This window comes from Serratia sp. HMSC15F11 (assembly GCF_001808215.1).
GTDB classification, from domain to species: domain Bacteria; phylum Pseudomonadota; class Gammaproteobacteria; order Enterobacterales; family Enterobacteriaceae; genus Serratia; species Serratia nevei.
In genome coordinates this window covers 25,901-41,186 of the sequence record NZ_KV792432.1, presented here as the reverse complement: position 1 = coordinate 41,186, position 15,286 = coordinate 25,901, and the positions used below count along the sequence as shown (strand labels likewise).

Here is a 15,286-nt window from a genome sequence, read left to right as displayed (position 1 = left end):
GTGCGCTTTGGCGCACCTTTTTTCATCCGCGGGCCAGCGTTGCGCCGATCAACGCCAACAGACGAGCGTTGTCTACCTGCTGCATGACACGCACCGGCTTGCCCTGCGGCGCCGGCATGCCGACCGTCAGGCGCAGGCTGTCCGGCCGCCAGCGGCGTGAGCTGCCGCGCGTCAACGCCCCTTCCAGCGCCACATCTACATGGAACATCTCGGTGGTGACCAGCTGCGGCGCCAGCAGCCAGGCGATCACCAACGCATCATGGATCCAACAGCCCGGCAGGTGCCGCGTATGGCGTGAATAGTCGATCCACGGCCGCGTGGTGGCGCGTAAATAGCGGCACAGCGGGGTATCCGGCTGGGTCAACGCGGCCAGATCCGCCTGGGTCAGCATGGTCTGAGTGGTGACATCCAGCGGTGCCAGCGTGATGGTGGCGCCGCTGTTCAACACCAGCCGCGCCGCTTCCGGATCCAAACCGAAATTGGTGTCCTTGATGTACCCGTCGACGTTGAACACGCCGCCCATGATCACAATCTCTTTCACCGCCTGCGCCATCTGCGGGTAAAGCTGCATGGCATGCGCAACGTTGGTCAGCGGGCCGATCGCCGCCAGCGTGATCTCGCCGGGATGCCGGCAGATCAGTTCGCCGATGGCGATGGCGGCGTCCGGTGCGGGCGCGTTGGCCAGCGAGGGCGCGGGCAGGTCACGCCACAGCGCCGCCAGCTTCGGATCGGCGATTGGGCGGTCCAGATGCGCGCGCCACGGCTCCGGCGGCTCGCTCAGGGCGCGCGCCGCGCCGAGGGCGACCGGCACCTGATAGCCGCTCTGCGCCAGCAGCTCGGTGGCGACGGCGAAACCCACTTCACGCGGGGTGTTGCCGGCCACGATGCTGATCAGCTCCAGCTGCAGCTGCGGTTTGGCCGCCAGCGCCAGGGCCAGCGCCAGGCCGTCGTCGACGTTGGCGCCGGGAACGCCGTTGCCGGGATCGCAATCAATGATTAAACGCATATAAGGTGTCCTGAAAAACCGCTAACAGCCGCAGGAACGGCGGATGCGCAGTTGAAAAGCGAATTCATGCAGCTCGGCGGGCGCGGCACCGGCGGCCATCATGGCGATGGCCCGCTTGGCCATGGCGTCGATCGGCTGCTCGACTGCGCTGAGCGGCGGCACGCTGAATTCGGATTGCTGCGTGCCGTTAAAACAGATCAGCGCCAGATCGTCCGGCGCGCGCAGCCCATGCTCCGCCAGCGCCGACAGGCAGCCGAGCGCCTGCTGCTCGTTAGAGGTGAAAACGGCGCGCGGGCGTGGGCCTTGCACCAGGCGCTGGGTGGCCTGGTAACCGCCCTGGCGGGTGTAGGGTACTTCGAAAATCCACTCGTCGCGTGGCGCAATGCCCGCCTCCAGCAGCGCATCGCGCCAGCCGTTCAGGCGATCCTGCGCGTTGAGCATGGTCAGCGGGCCGATAAAAATGCCGATGTCGCGATAGCCGTGTTGCAGCAGATGGCGGGTTGCCTGGCAGGCGGCGTCGCGCTCGTCGACGCGAATGGCACAGACGCCGGCCTGGCTGTCGATGGTGTCTATCATTACGCAGGGCGTGCCGGAGGCGCGGATCAGATCGAACCACGGGTGGCGATCGACGCTGGTGTACAGCAGGCCGTCGACCTGGCGGCGCAGCAGGTTGTTGATAAGCTCATACTCGCGCTGACGATCGTCGCCGGCGTCGCCCAGCAGCAGCACGCGGCCGCGGCTGAAGGCTTCCTGCTGCAGCGCCCGCGCCAGGGTGGCGAAGAACGGGTTGGAAATATCCGGCACCACCAGCCCGTAGGTTTGCGTGCTGCCGGAGGCCAGCGCCCGCGCGATGTCGTTCGGCCGGTAGCCGGTCTGCTCGATCGCCGCCAGCACGCGCAACCGGGTGGCTTCCGCCACCGGGCGCGGGCCGTTGTTGATCACATAGCTGACCACGGCGACGGAGGTGCCCGCTACGCGGGCCACGTCGGCGCGGGTAACGCGTCGCGCGGAGTGATTATCCACATTGAGGTCCTGTTCGCCTTCTCGCTACGCGGCATCCTGCGGCAGGTTGAGATCGCGGCCGCGGGTTTCGGGAGCAAAGAAGGTGGTGATTAAGCCGATGCCCGCCATTACAACAAAATAGGCGGCGACAGGCCACCAGTGACCGAAACCGGACAGCAGCGCGGTGGCGATCAGCGGCGCAGTACCGCCGGAGAGGATTGAACCGAGCTCCTTGGCGAACGCCATTTTGGAGTAGCGGTTCTTCACGCCGAACAGTTCGACGCCATAGGCCGCCTGCACGCCGAAGATCCCCAGCGACGCGATGCACATGCCGACCACGATCACCGAGATGACGATCGCCGGTTCACGGCTGTCGAGCAGCCAGAACGCCGGGAAGGCGTACAGCACCAGCAGCAGGCAGAACCACCGGTAGGTGACGCGGCGGCCGAAGCGGTCAGACAGCCAGCCGGCCAGCGGGATCACCAGAAAACCGCACAGCGAGGCGATCAGCACCGCCAGCGCCGGCACCGATTTATCGACCATCAGCACCTTGGCGACGTAGCCGACGATAAAGCCCTGGCACAGGTAGGAAGGGCCGTTTTCGCCGATGCGCAGGCCGAGCATCACCCAGAACGCCTTGGTGCGCTGCAGGTAGCTGCGCGTATCCGGTGTGGCCTGGGCGGCGTCCAGCATGCGCTGGTGGTTTTGCTGCAGCTCGCGCTCGAAGACCGGCGTTTCCCGCACGTGGCGGCGCAGGTACAGCGCCACGCCGGCGATCAGAATGCTGGCGAGGAACGGAATGCGCCAGCCCCAGCTCATCAGGTCTTCCTTGTCGAGCTGCAGTACCAGCAGCCACACCAGCGACGCCAGCAGGGTGCCGCTGTTGGAGCCGATGGCGATGATTGACGCCACTAGCCCGCGCCGTTTGGCCGGCGCGTATTCCGCCAGCATCACCGCGCCGCCGGACAGCTCCGCGCCGGCGCCGAACCCCTGCGCGAAGCGCAGGATCACCAGGCAGGTGGGCGCCCAAACGCCGATTTGCGCATAGGACGGGATCAGGCCGATCAGCGTGGTGGAGAGGCCCATCAGCGCCACGGTGGTGATCAGCACCACGCGGCGGCCTTTGCGATCGCCGATCCAGCCGAACACCAGCGCGCCGATCGGCCGCGCGACGAAGCCGACGGAGTAGGTGGCGAAGCTGGCCAGCAGGGCGACCAGCGGCGTGGCCTCGGGGAAGAACACGTCGCCGAACACCATGCCGGCCGCCAGGCCGTACAGCGCGAAATCGACGTATTCCATGGCGGTGCCGAGCCAGCAGGAGAAGGTGGCGCGCCAAAATTGGCTGCGCCCCTCTTTGGTTGCCAGGCGTTCATCGGCCGCCAGCGCGGCGTCGGCGGTCTGTGAAGTGGCAAGCGTTGTTTCGCTCATGGCAGTGCTATCCTCTTTTGTTCTGCGCCCGGAGGGGCGCGGTTAAAGATGGTTTCCCTGGTGCCGGCAACAAAGGTGTGCCGACAAATGATGTCGGACGCATGGCGATTCAACGCTGCGGTGTCAGAGTATCTACGCGCGTAGATAAAACAACGCGACAAAGATGAAACTTTGCAGGCGATCACAGAATCGTCATCGTGCCGGGGAACGAAGATAGAGAACGCGGATGGCAAAAAGATGACAGGAGCCCGGTTTTTCCGGCGGAAGCCACCGCCGTTTTCGCCACGAATCAGCCTGCCGCTTTCGTATTTCTGCGCTACAATGGGGGCCTGTTAACAGTTTGTATCGTCTGGCGCGCCGTACCGGCCGCGGCTCAGGCGAGGAGTAAAACAATGTCTGGCATCAGGGATTCCATCCTGCCGCCGCTGGAGTGGTTGTCCGAACAGGATCCTCCGGCGCCCGCCGCCGTCAGCGACTGGCTGATGGAGTTAGGCTCCATGACCCGCCGATTTGAACGCCATTGCGCCCAGGTGCGCGTCGAACCGCAGCGCGAATGCTTCGTCACGCGCGAGGCGCTGGGCGACGAGGCGAACCACCTGCCCGACAGCCCGCGCTACTGGTTGCGCGAAGTGGTGCTGCTGGGCGACGACCAGCCCTGGCTGCTGGGGCGCACGGTGATCCCGGAAAATACGCTGACCGGCCCCGACCAGGCGCTGGTGGATCTGGGCACGCTGCCGCTGGGACGCTACCTGTTCAGCAGCGGCGATCTGACCCGCGACTATATCCATATCGGCCGACAGGATGCGCTGTGGGCGCGCCGTTCACGGCTGCGGCTGGCGGGCAAACCGCTGTTGCTGACCGAACTGTTTTTACCGGCTTCACCGCTGTATTCAGCGGTTCCTGCATAAGAGAGGAGAGCAAGACCTTGGAGGGAAGCGTGACTCAAAGTAAATGGCGGGCTTACAGCCATTTGATGCGCATTGATAAACCGATCGGCACGCTGTTGCTGCTGTGGCCGACGCTGTGGGCGCTGTGGCTGGCCGGGAAAGGCGTGCCGTCGCTGTCGATTTTGCTGGTGTTCGTGCTCGGCGTGTTCCTGATGCGCGCTGCCGGCTGCGTGGTGAATGACTATGCCGATCGCGCGGTGGACGGCTACGTGAAACGCACTGCCGGGCGGCCGATGCCGAGCGGCCGGGTGAGCGCGAAAGAGGCAAAGGTGCTGTTCGCGGTGCTGGTGCTGATCTCGTTCTGCCTGGTGTTGACGCTCAATGCGATGACCATCTGGCTGTCGCTGGCGGCGCTGGCGCTGGCCTGGGTGTATCCGTTCATGAAGCGGGTGACCAACCTGCCGCAGTTCGTGCTGGGCGCCGCGTTCGGCTGGGGCATTCCGATGGGCTATGCGGCGGTCAGCGAATCGCTGCCGCTCAGCTGCTGGCTGCTGCTGCTGGCCAACATCTGCTGGACGGTGGCCTACGACACGCTGTATGCGATGGTCGATCGCGACGATGATCTGAAGATCGGCATCAAATCCACCGCTATCCTGTTCGGCCGTTATGACAAGCTGATCGTCGGGCTGCTGCAGTTCGTGACGCTGTTGCTGCTGGTGTGGGTCGGTTATCTGGCGCAGCTCGGCGGGGCGTTTTACTGGTCGCTGCTGCTGGCGGGCGCGCTGTTCATTCACCAGCAGAAACAGATCGCCGGCCGCGAGCGCGAAGCCTGCTTCAAGGCCTTCCTGCAGAACAACTATGTCGGGTTGGTGGTATTTATCGGCATTGCGCTGAGCTATCTGCCGGCGTAACGGTTTCGCAAAGCAAGAAAAAAGGCACCCCAGGGGTGCCTTTTGTGTTTCTGTGCCGGACGACATCACTCGTCCTGCTCTTCTTCCGCGTCGGCTTGCGGCAGGGTGTTGGTCTCTGCCGGCATGTTGACGCTTTCGATGGTCAGCTTGATTTCCGGCGTGATCAGATCGCTCAGCATGTTGTACACCTCAAGGGTGTGCTCGCGTATCGCATCGCCGCTGTCGTTGATATAGCCTTCTTCGCGCAGCGTCGCCACCAGGGTGGAGAACACCGCCTTGTCGAAGAACTCCGGCGCGTTGATGCCGTGCAGCACCGACAGACGCTGCGCCATGATGCGGCTCTCTTTCTCCAGCGCGCCGCGGTTGATGCTCGGGTTGGCGCTGAGGATCGACATGGTGATGGCGTAGCGTTGCAGGGTTTCGCGCACCCCGGCGGCCAGCAGCTGCAGCGGGCGAATGCGCGCCGGGTTCAGCACCAGCTCGTCGCCTTTGTCGCAGATCAGCTGTTGACGGATCAACTCGTCGATCACCGGCTGCAGCACCTCCGGCAGCTGTTCCTTGTCGTTATGCAGGAACAGCTCGGCTTTCAGCATCGGGTAGATCATGCCGATTTGACGCAGCAGTTCGGCGCGTGATACCCGGCGATGATGCATCACGATGCTGGCGATCAGCGACGGCAGCACCAGCAGGTGGTGGATGTTGTTGCGGTAATAGGTCATCAGCACCGCCTGCTCGCGCGGCAGGATGATGATGTCGCCGATGTTGTCCTTCTCCACCTCGAACTTGTTCATGTTCAGCGCGTGATCCAGCAGCTCGTCCGGCGTTTGCGTCGGCACGGTAACGTCACGTGCGTAAGGCGCGTTGCGCATCAGCTGCAGGTAGCACTCGAGCTGTTCGACCAGCTGTTCGCGGGTTAGCGAACGCTGGCGCGAAGCCAGTAGCGCGGTGGAACACAGGTTCATGGCGTTGGCCGCGGCGGCATTGTTGATGCGCACCATGATCTGGCCGGCCAGATCGTTGACCGTCGGCGTCAGCCAGCTTGGGCGCTGAGCTTCGATCGGATCGATCGACTCGCGCCACTGCGGCACGTTCTGGTTGAGGTAAGCGGTCAACGGCAGCGGCTCGCCGAAGTTGACATAACCCTGGCCCAGATTGCGCAGCTTGCGCAGGCCGCGCAGCATCTGCGGCAGGCTCTCTTTTTCCTTGGTGGCGCCGCGCAGCTCTTTGGCGTAGGTGCCCACTTCCATCACGTGCTCGTAACCGATGTAAATCGGCACCAGCGTGATCGGACGGGTGCCGCCGCGCAGCATCGCCTGGATGGTCATCGACAGGGTGCCGGTCTTCGGCTCCAGCAGACGCCCGGTGCGGGAACGGCCACCTTCCACAAAGTATTCCACCGAGTAGCCGCGGGTGAACAGCTCGCCGAGGTATTCGCGGAACACCGTCGAGTACAGCTTGTTGCCCTTGAAGGTGCGGCGGATGAAGAACGCGCCCAGGCGGCGGAAGATCGGGCCGGCCGGCCAGAAGTTGAGGTTGATGCCCGCGGCGATGTGCGGCGGCACCAGGCCCTGGTGATACAGCACGTAGGACAGCAGCAGGTAGTCCATGTGGCTACGGTGGCAGGGCACGTAGACGATCTCGTGGCCGTCCTGCGCCAGCTGGCGCACGCGCTCGGCGTTGGTGACGTTGATGCCCTGATACAGCCGGTTCCAGGTCCAGCTCAGCACGCGGTCGGACAGGCGCACGGTTTCGTAGGAGAAATCGGCGGCGATCTCTTCCATCAGCGCGATGGCGTTCTGCTGGGCTTTCTCGTGCGAGATCTTCTTGCTGCGCGCTTCGTCCTCGACCGCTTTTTCGATCGCTTTGGACGCCAACAGCTTGTTGAACAGATCCTGACGGGCCGGCAGGCTCGGGCCCACTGCGGCCAGGCGCTGGCGCGAGAAGTGCATGCGCGCCACGCGCGCCAGTTTCTGCGCGATGGTTTTATCCGTGCCGTGCTCGGTGGCCATGCGGCGCAGCGAAACGGTGTTGGAGAAACGCACGAAGCTGTCGCGGCCGAGCCACAGCACGGCGAAGAATTTCTGCACGCCGTTCAACAGACGCAGGTGCGGCGTGCCGTGGCCTTCGCGGCCCGGCGAGCGGCCGAACATCACCGAAACCGGCAGCATCTGAATGTCGAGATCCGGGTTGCTGCGGTGCAGATCCAGATAGTCGTGGAACAGCTTTACCGACTCTTCTTTCGGGGTGTAATAGCGGAACACGCGCGGGCCGTCGTGAATGAACACGTAGCTCGGCAGCACGGTGCCGTCGATCTCCAGCGAGTTGAGCGGATCGGGCAGATCCTGCGCCAGGCACTGGGTGCGCAGCGTCAGCAAATCCGCCTTGGAATTGTAAGGTAAAACATACAAAATCGGCCGTGAGGGATCCAACCCTAGCTCGGTAACCGGATCTGAAGGGATGACCTTACTTCTTACCAACAATTTAAGTGGTAAATTCAATATTTTATAATAAATTTTACGCCAACCTGACATAAACAACGTGAAGCCTCTTGTTAGCAATGCGCCGCAAGCATACCAGAAACCGGGTAGCAGATCTGTGGTGTTCGAAAACCGAGAGCCGTCAGCGCGGACTGTTCTAGACTCTTTTTATTATGACCGACCTCTGAGAAAGGCACGAAAACATGGCAAACCAAGCAACCGGACTGACCCGCATCATCAAGGCCGCCGGCTATTCCTATAAAGGGCTTTCCGCCGCCTGGCAGCATGAAGCGGCTTTCCGCCAGGAACTGGTGGTGACCGTTCTGGCTATCATACTGGCTGTCTGGCTGGATGTGGGTGCGATAGCGCGCATTTTATTGATCGGATCGGTAGCGCTGGTGATGATCGTCGAGATCCTGAACAGTGCGATCGAGGCGGTGGTGGATCGCATCGGCAGCGAACATCACGAGCTCTCCGGGCGGGCCAAGGACATGGGATCGGCGGCGGTGTCGCTGGCGATCGTACTGGCGCTGTTCGTTTGGGGTACGGTCTTATGGCAGCATTTCGGCTGACGAAAGGCGCCTACTGACTGATTTTTATTTATTCTTCGGTTCCCAATCCGCGCTTACCTGTATATACTCACAGCAAGACTGTATAAACAAACAGGGGGCGGAATGAAAGCACTAACTACCAGACAGCAAGAGGTCTACGATCTGATTCGCGATCATATTTCGCAAACGGGCATGCCGCCAACGCGTGCCGAGATCGCGATGCGTCTGGGGTTCCGCTCGCCTAACGCCGCCGAAGAACACCTGAAGGCGCTGGCACGCAAAGGCGTGATCGAAATCGTCTCCGGTGCCTCGCGCGGTATCCGCCTGTTGATGGAAGAAGAAGAAGGGCTGCCGCTGATTGGCCGCGTCGCCGCCGGCGAGCCGCTGCTGGCGCAGCAGCACATCGAAGGGCACTACCAAGTGGATCCTTCCCTGTTTAAACCGAGCGCCGATTTCCTGCTGCGGGTGAACGGCATGTCGATGCGCGACATCGGCATTCTGGACGGCGATCTGCTGGCGGTGCACAAAACGCAAGACGTGCGCAACGGCCAGGTCGTGGTGGCGCGCATCGAAGACGAAGTGACGGTCAAGCGCCTGAAAAAACACGGCAACGTGGTCGAGCTGCTGCCGGAGAACAACGAATTCCAACCGATCGTGGTCGATCTGCGCCAGCAGAATTTCACTATCGAAGGGTTGGCGGTCGGCGTGATCCGCAACGGCGACTGGATTTAATCGTCGCACCCGTCGCACCCTCAGTGCCGCCTCTTGTATCAATCGCCCCTGTTCTGGGGCGTTTTTGTTTCTGACCCTGCCTTTCGCCACTGCTACGGGAACATCTCATCATGCGCTTGATTTCCGCCTTCACCAGCGACACCGATAAAGCCCTGTGGCGCCTGGCTCTGCCAATGATTTTCTCCAATATCACCGTACCGCTGCTCGGGCTGGTGGACACCGCGGTGATCGGCCACCTCGACAGCCCGATCTACCTGGGGGGCGTCGCGATCGGCGCGGTGGCGACCAGCTTCCTGTTCATGCTGCTGTTGTTCCTGCGCATGAGCACCACCGGCCTGGCGGCGCAGGCGCTGGGGGCACAAAACCCGCAGGCGCTGGCGCGCGCCTTTATGCAGCCGCTGCTGCTGGCGCTGCTGGCCGGGGGAGCGATCGTCCTGCTGCGCTATCCGCTGATCGAACTGGCGCTGCAGATTGTCGGCGGCAATGGCGAGGTGCTGGAACAGGCGCGGCGTTTTCTTGAGATTCGTTGGCTGAGTGCTCCGGCGGCGCTGGCTAATCTGGTGCTGCTGGGCTGGCTGCTCGGCGTGCAGTACGTGCGTGCGCCGGTGATCCTGCTGATTGTCGGCAACCTGCTGAACATCGTGCTGGATATCTGGCTGGTGATGGGCCTGGGCTGTAACGTGCGAGGGGCGGCGGCGGCAACCGCCATCGCCGAATACGCCACGCTGCTGCTCGGCCTGTGGCTGGCGTGGCGGGTGATGCGCCTGCGCGGTATCACCCTGCCGATGCTGCGCCAGGCCTGGCGTGGCGATCTGCGTCGGCTGCTGGCGCTTAACCGCGACATCATGTTGCGTTCACTGTTGCTGCAGCTGTGCTTTACATCGCTGACCATCTTCGGCGCTCGCCTGGGAAGCGACGTGGTGGCGGTCAACGCGGTATTGATGAATCTGCTGACGTTCACCGCCTATGCGCTCGACGGCTTCGCTTATGCGGTGGAAGCCCATTCGGGCCACGCCTACGGTGCCCGGGACGACAGCCAGCTGCGTAAGGTGTGGCACGCGGCCTGCAGGCAGGCAGGGCTGGTCGCGCTGGGCTTCGCCCTGGCGTATGCCGTTACCGGTCAGCAGATCGTGGCGGCGTTGACCTCCTTGCCGGAGCTGCGTGCGTTGGCCGCCCACTATTTACCGTGGCAGGTCATCCTGCCGCTGGTCGGAGTGTGGTGTTATTTGCTGGACGGCATGTTTATCGGCGCCACGCGCGGTGCCGAGATGCGCAACAGCATGGCAGTGGCCGCGGCAGGATACGGTCTGGCGCTGTTCAGCGTGCCGCTGCTTGGCAACCACGGGCTCTGGCTGGCGTTGGCGGTGTTTTTGGCGCTGCGCGGTCTGGCGCTGGGCTGGATTTGGCACCGCCATCAGGTGCGCGGCAGCTGGTTTACCGCACGCTAAACCGGGCGCTTTGTTGGGTTAATAATTAATTTATCTTATATTTTTATTCATGTTTGCTTACATGTTTTCAGCCAGGTTCTGCCCGGCTTAGTTCGTTGTTTGTTGGCGTTTTTTATTTTTATTTTATTTCTTAATGGTTTTTTATTCTGGTATTTGGCTTTTTTGTTTCCATGTTTAACTAGAATGAATCATGTGGCTGGCGAATGATGGGGAGCGATATTCCTTAAGGTGAAGGGCGTATCGGCCAGGAAAATTTCTGGTTAACCCCGGTCGGCGACAGGGATCACTGATTCACCGCAGGTTAACGGAGAGACGATGAATAAAGATCAAGCCGACGGTAACTGGAAGCAGCTTAAAGGCAAAGTGAAGGAAAAATGGGGCAAGCTGACCGATGACGATCTGACGGTCATCGAAGGGAAACGCGAACAGCTGGTCGGCAAAATCCAGGAGCGCTACGGTTACCAGAAAGAGGCGGCCGAGAAAGAGGTGAAAGCCTGGGAAGATCACACCAAACACCGCTGGTAATTTGCAGGGCCGCCATTGAAGGCAGCTTGCCCAGCGCAGGCCGGCGTCGCTCTCATCCTCTGGCGCCCCGGCCGCAGGTACAGGGAAGTACCTGACTTCGTCTTACTTCTTCTTGATGGCGATGCTGTGATCGTGTTCGGCGCAGTCATGCTTGCTGTCGCACGCCTCAACCTCCACGCAGCCGGCGCACAGGCCGTGCGCTTCCACCACGCTGTGCCGCAGCGCAAATCCGGCTTCCTGCGCCAGCTTCTGCAGCGTTTCCTCTACGCCTTCGGTAGTGCGTTCGGTCACCTGGCCGCAGCGGTCGCAGATAAACAGTGCGGATGTGTGCATCGGCTGTTCGAAGTGGTGGCACAGCACGTAGCTGTTGGCGGACTCCACTCTATGGATAAACCCTTGCTCCAGCAGAAAATCCAGCGCGCGATAGACCGTCGGCGGCTTGGCCTGCGGTTCGGCGACGCGCAGCAGATCGAGCAGGTCATAAGCGCTGATTGCACCGGGTTGCTGAGTCATCAGACGCAGCACTTCCAGCCGTTGCGGCGTCAATCGCACATTGCGTTGTTGGCAGAGGCGTTCCGCCTGCGCCAGCAGCTTTTCCTGGGTGGTTGAGTTCATCGCAAATATCCCGGTACGTAAAAAAGCCGATTTTACCATGATTACGGCGAATCGCCGAGAGTTGCCCCCTTTTCCCCTGAGGATTGCGCAGGGAAAGGCGCGCTGAGTGCGCTAAAAGAGAGATGTGTCACAACTTTTCCCCTCCGCCGGGCGGCAAATCAACGTTGCCGATTTTAGCGCTGGAGAGCCGCTGGCGAGAGCGGTATAACGCGCTTCACCCGCGTGACGAACAGGAGCCTTGTGTGATGACGGAAAGAGAGAAGCTGTTAAGCGGCCTGGAGTACAACAGCCGCGATGAAGAACTGATTGCGATGTACCATCGGGCCAGGGCGTTGACCAAAAGCCTGGGGGCGCTGGATTCGCATCAGGCGGACGAGAAAAACCGCCTGCTCGGCGAACTGTTCGGTGCCTGGGGTGAGGCGAGCTGGATCGAAACGCCGTTCTGGTGCGACTACGGGCAGCATGTCTGCATCGGTAAAAACTGTTTTATCAACGTCAATGCGGTGTTCCTCGACTGCAATACCATCACCATCGGCGATAACACGCTGATCGGCCCCAACGTGCAAATCTACACGCCGAGCCACCCGCTGAAGGCCGGCGAACGCTTTACCGGCGACCCGGCCTTTCCTTTCCGCACCTCGGCGCAGCCGGTGTCCATCGGCAGCAACGTATGGATCGGCGGTAACGTGGTGATCTTGCCGGGCGTGACCATCGGCGACGGCACGACTATCGGCGCGGGCAGCATCGTGACCGGCGACATCCCGGCCAATGTGCTGGCGCTGGGGCAGCCGTGCCGGGTTATCCGCACGTTGGAATAGGGGGGAAGCGAAGGCGGTTTTCCCAACGGCACCGATTGTCGTTATAATAGCCGTTTGCGGCCGTGCGCCGTTCGTTGAAGACAGACTCAGGTAGCCAGTAACTCAGCATGACGAAAGACAACCAAGCCCCAACCTACGCCGCCAATCGTTTCTCCATCGCGCCGATGCTCGACTGGACCGATCGTCATTGCCGTTACTTCCACCGCCTGCTGACCAAGGAAACGCTGCTGTACACCGAAATGGTGACCACCGGCGCGATCATTCACGGCAAGGGCGACTACCTGGCCTACAGTGAAGAAGAGCATCCGGTGGCGCTGCAGCTGGGCGGCAGCGATCCGGCCGCGTTGGCGCACTGCGCCAAACTGGCGGAGCAGCGCGGTTACGACGAGATTAACCTCAACGTCGGCTGCCCGTCCGATCGCGTGCAAAACGGCATGTTCGGCGCCTGTCTGATGGGGCAGGCGACGCTGGTCGCCGACTGCATCAAGGCGATGCGCGATGTGGTGTCGATCCCGGTGACGGTGAAGACCCGCATCGGCATCGACGATCAGGACAGCTACGCCTTCCTGTGCGACTTTATCCAAACCGTCGCCGGGCGCGGCGAGTGCGACATGTTCACCATCCACGCGCGCAAGGCCTGGCTCTCCGGCCTCAGCCCGAAAGAGAACCGCGAAGTGCCGCCGCTGGACTACCCGCGCGTTTATCAGCTGAAGCGGGATTTCCCGGCGCTGACCATCGCCATCAACGGCGGGGTGAAAACGCTGGAAGAGGCGCAGCAGCATCTGCAGCATCTGGACGGCGTGATGATGGGGCGCGAGGCGTACCAGAATCCGGGCATCCTGGCGCGGGTCGACAGCGAACTGTTCGGCGCGCAGACCGCAGTGCCGGACAGTGTGGCGATCGTCGAAGCGCTGTATCCGTATATCGAGCGCGAGCTGTCCAACGGCACCTATCTCGGCCACATCACCCGCCACATCCTCGGTTTGTTCCAGGGCGTGCCGGGCGCGCGCCAGTGGCGTCGCCACCTGAGCGAGAACGCCCACAAGCCGGGTGCCGATGCGCGAGTGGTGGAGCAGGCGCTGGCGCTGGTGCGTCAGCCGCGTGTGGAAATGGCGTAACCCACAAAAATTTTGACCAACAGTTAGTCTTTTTTGCCAGGCATTCGGCGCGTTGCCGGATGCCTACCCTGTTTTTTCAATAGGTTAGCCCTTTCGTCGTTCTGGCACGTTTCTTGTAATTCCCTCTGCAGATACGTTGAGTTGCAAAGGAGCAATCATGTTGGAAATCTTCTTTCTCATTGGCTTTGTGGTGATGCTGATGGTGACCGGCATCTCGCTGCTGGGGATCTTCGCTGCGCTGTTGGTGGCGGCGGCGTTCATGCTGTTGGGCGGGTTGTTCGCGGTGGTCATCAAGCTGCTGCCGTGGCTGATTTTGGCGGTCGTCGGGGTATGGATTTACCGTTCGATGCAGAAACCACAGGCCAGGCGTTACTGATTTTTCGCTGAATAATCAGTCAGTCGCGATGAAACTTGCACAACTTGCCGCCCCGCTAATGCGGCAGCGATCACAGCTTGGCAGTTTTACCGCGCGATGTGGCACATAAAGCGTGTTTTTTGCCGGACGGGGCTGTTAGGATGTTTGTCGATGCAGTGATGCGACCAATTTCATCACCGTGAGAGACAACCAAAATTCGTGTTGCTGAAGCAACCCCCTGTCTCTGGCGGACTCTGCTCTACCCCTACAAAACGCAGTAACAGAAAGGGCTCCGTAAGGAGCCCTTTTCTTTTGCCGCTATCAGGGGATCAGCAGGCTGGAGCCGCTGGTGCTGCGACTTTCCAGCACCTGGTGCGCCCGCTGGGCGTCGGCCAGCGCAAATTTCTGCTCGTCTTTCACCTCCACCCGAATGGCGCCGCTGCCGATCAGCGAGAACAGCTCGTTGCTGGCGTACTGCAGCTCGGCGCGGTTGGTGATGTAGCCGTTAAGGGAAGGGCGAGTGACGTACAGTGAGCCCTTCTGATTCAGCAGCGCCAGATCGACGCCAGTCACCGGGCCGGAGGCGTTGCCGAAGCTGACCATCAGGCCGCGCCGTTTCAGGCTGTTGAGCGAGGCCTGCCAGGTGCTTTGCCCCACCGAATCGTACACCACGCCGACCTTCTCGCCGTGCGTCAGCTCGGCCACCCGCTGGGCGATATCCTCTTTGTGGTAGTTGATGGTGGCCCAGGCGCCGGCCTGTTTCGCCAGCGCGGCCTTTTCGTCGGAGCCGACGCTACCGATCAGGCGCGCGCCCAGCGCTTTGGCCCATTGGCAGGCGATCAGCCCAACTCCGCCGGCGGCGGCATGGAACAGGAACACCTCACCCGGCTGCACGTCGTGGGTCTGGCGCAGCAGGTAGTGCACCGTCAGCCCTTTGAGGAAAGAAGCGGCGCCCTGCTCAAAGCTGAGGTTGTGCGGCAGCAGCGCCACTTTTTCTTCGGGCACATTGTGGACTTCGCTGTAGGCACCGAGCGACGACTGCGCATACACCACCCGGTCGCCCGGTTTGATCGCGCTGACCCCGGCGCCGACCTTGACCACCACGCCGGCCGCCTCGGTGCCGAGGCCGCTCGGCAGGCTCGCCGGCGCGTACAGCCCGCTGCGCACATAGGTGTCGATGTAGTTGATGCCGATCGCCTTGTTCTCGATCTGCACTTCGCCGGCGGCGGGATCGAGCGGTGTAAAATCAACGTATTGCAAGACTTCCGGCCCGCCGGTGGCGGAAAACTGAATGCGCTTGGCCATATCGTTACCTCGTTTGAGTGTCTGATTTCACCCTATTCTTTTTAGTATGGGAGATCCAGTTCACCCGTGCGGGATTCAATACCTTTTTTGCATCGGTTATGACGCAAA

The 15,286-nt window shown here is 61.8% G+C and carries 15 protein-coding genes; 9 read left to right on the top strand and 6 right to left on the bottom strand.

Translation table 11 applies throughout. The annotated features are described in order from the left end of the window. Positions 1-22 precede the first annotated feature (22 nt). The 3 genes from HMPREF3138_RS08615 to HMPREF3138_RS08605 are packed head-to-tail and all read right to left on the bottom strand — an operon-like array spanning position 23 to position 3,436. A complete protein-coding gene (locus HMPREF3138_RS08615) occupies positions 23-1,006 on the bottom strand; it encodes a nucleoside hydrolase (RefSeq protein ID WP_038874333.1) in 984 nt (327 codons plus the stop codon). Between the two features lie 21 nt (positions 1,007-1,027). Further along, a complete protein-coding gene (locus HMPREF3138_RS08610; RefSeq protein WP_038874331.1) occupies positions 1,028-2,029 on the bottom strand; it encodes a LacI family DNA-binding transcriptional regulator in 1,002 nt (333 codons plus the stop codon). Positions 2,030-2,053: 24 nt separating this feature from the next. Further along, positions 2,054-3,436: an MFS transporter gene (locus tag HMPREF3138_RS08605; protein WP_038874329.1), complete on the bottom strand. Its 1,383-nt coding sequence runs from the start codon at positions 3,434-3,436 to the stop codon at positions 2,054-2,056. Between the two features lie 392 nt (positions 3,437-3,828). Between HMPREF3138_RS08605 and ubiC the strand changes: the two genes are divergently transcribed. After that, positions 3,829-4,344 (top strand): chorismate lyase, encoded by a 516-nt coding sequence (gene ubiC / locus HMPREF3138_RS08600; RefSeq protein ID WP_038874327.1) that lies wholly within the window; start codon positions 3,829-3,831, stop codon positions 4,342-4,344. A 17-nt stretch (positions 4,345-4,361) separates the two neighbouring features. Beyond that, a complete protein-coding gene (gene ubiA, locus HMPREF3138_RS08595) occupies positions 4,362-5,234 on the top strand; it encodes a 4-hydroxybenzoate octaprenyltransferase (RefSeq protein ID WP_038874326.1) in 873 nt (290 codons plus the stop codon). 65 nt (positions 5,235-5,299) lie between these two features. Here ubiA and plsB read toward each other — a convergent pair whose 3' ends face one another. Further along, on the bottom strand, positions 5,300-7,765 hold the full coding sequence (plsB, locus tag HMPREF3138_RS08590) for a glycerol-3-phosphate 1-O-acyltransferase PlsB (protein WP_038874387.1): 2,466 nt from the start codon (positions 7,763-7,765) through the stop codon (positions 5,300-5,302). Positions 7,766-7,914: 149 nt separating this feature from the next. Here plsB and HMPREF3138_RS08585 point away from each other — a divergent pair, with 149 nt between their 5' ends. From HMPREF3138_RS08585 to HMPREF3138_RS08570, 4 genes are all read left to right on the top strand, one after another. Next, a complete protein-coding gene (locus tag HMPREF3138_RS08585) occupies positions 7,915-8,283 on the top strand; it encodes a diacylglycerol kinase (protein WP_038874325.1) in 369 nt (122 codons plus the stop codon). 102 nt (positions 8,284-8,385) lie between these two features. Then, positions 8,386-8,994 (top strand): transcriptional repressor LexA, encoded by a 609-nt coding sequence (gene lexA / locus HMPREF3138_RS08580; protein ID WP_025160136.1) that lies wholly within the window; start codon positions 8,386-8,388, stop codon positions 8,992-8,994. A gap of 110 nt (positions 8,995-9,104) precedes the next feature. After that, positions 9,105-10,442, top strand: a complete 1,338-nt coding sequence (gene dinF, locus HMPREF3138_RS08575) for an MATE family efflux transporter DinF (RefSeq protein ID WP_038874323.1) — start codon at positions 9,105-9,107, stop codon at positions 10,440-10,442. A gap of 315 nt (positions 10,443-10,757) precedes the next feature. Further along, positions 10,758-10,967, top strand: a complete 210-nt coding sequence (locus HMPREF3138_RS08570) for a CsbD family protein (RefSeq protein WP_004936743.1) — start codon at positions 10,758-10,760, stop codon at positions 10,965-10,967. A 102-nt stretch (positions 10,968-11,069) separates the two neighbouring features. Here HMPREF3138_RS08570 and zur read toward each other — a convergent pair whose 3' ends face one another. After that, positions 11,070-11,582, bottom strand: coding sequence for a zinc uptake transcriptional repressor Zur (gene zur / locus HMPREF3138_RS08565; RefSeq protein WP_015379223.1), 513 nt, complete (start codon positions 11,580-11,582; stop codon positions 11,070-11,072). 245 nt (positions 11,583-11,827) lie between these two features. On the opposite strand from zur, the gene HMPREF3138_RS08560 reads away from it, so the two are divergent. From HMPREF3138_RS08560 to pspG, 3 genes are all read left to right on the top strand, one after another. Continuing rightward, positions 11,828-12,400: a sugar O-acetyltransferase gene (locus tag HMPREF3138_RS08560; protein WP_038874322.1), complete on the top strand. Its 573-nt coding sequence runs from the start codon at positions 11,828-11,830 to the stop codon at positions 12,398-12,400. A gap of 107 nt (positions 12,401-12,507) precedes the next feature. Next, complete coding sequence (dusA, locus tag HMPREF3138_RS08555) at positions 12,508-13,518, top strand: tRNA dihydrouridine(20/20a) synthase DusA (RefSeq protein ID WP_038874320.1); 1,011 nt, start codon at positions 12,508-12,510, stop codon at positions 13,516-13,518. A 157-nt stretch (positions 13,519-13,675) separates the two neighbouring features. Next, the gene (gene pspG, locus HMPREF3138_RS08550) at positions 13,676-13,894 is read left to right on the top strand and encodes an envelope stress response protein PspG (RefSeq protein ID WP_025304448.1); all 219 of its coding nucleotides are present in this window, start codon (positions 13,676-13,678) and stop codon (positions 13,892-13,894) included. A 300-nt stretch (positions 13,895-14,194) separates the two neighbouring features. On the opposite strand, the gene HMPREF3138_RS08545 is transcribed toward pspG, so the two are convergent. Then, the gene (locus tag HMPREF3138_RS08545) at positions 14,195-15,178 is read right to left on the bottom strand and encodes a quinone oxidoreductase (protein ID WP_038874319.1); all 984 of its coding nucleotides are present in this window, start codon (positions 15,176-15,178) and stop codon (positions 14,195-14,197) included. Between the last annotated feature and the right edge of the window lie 108 nt (positions 15,179-15,286).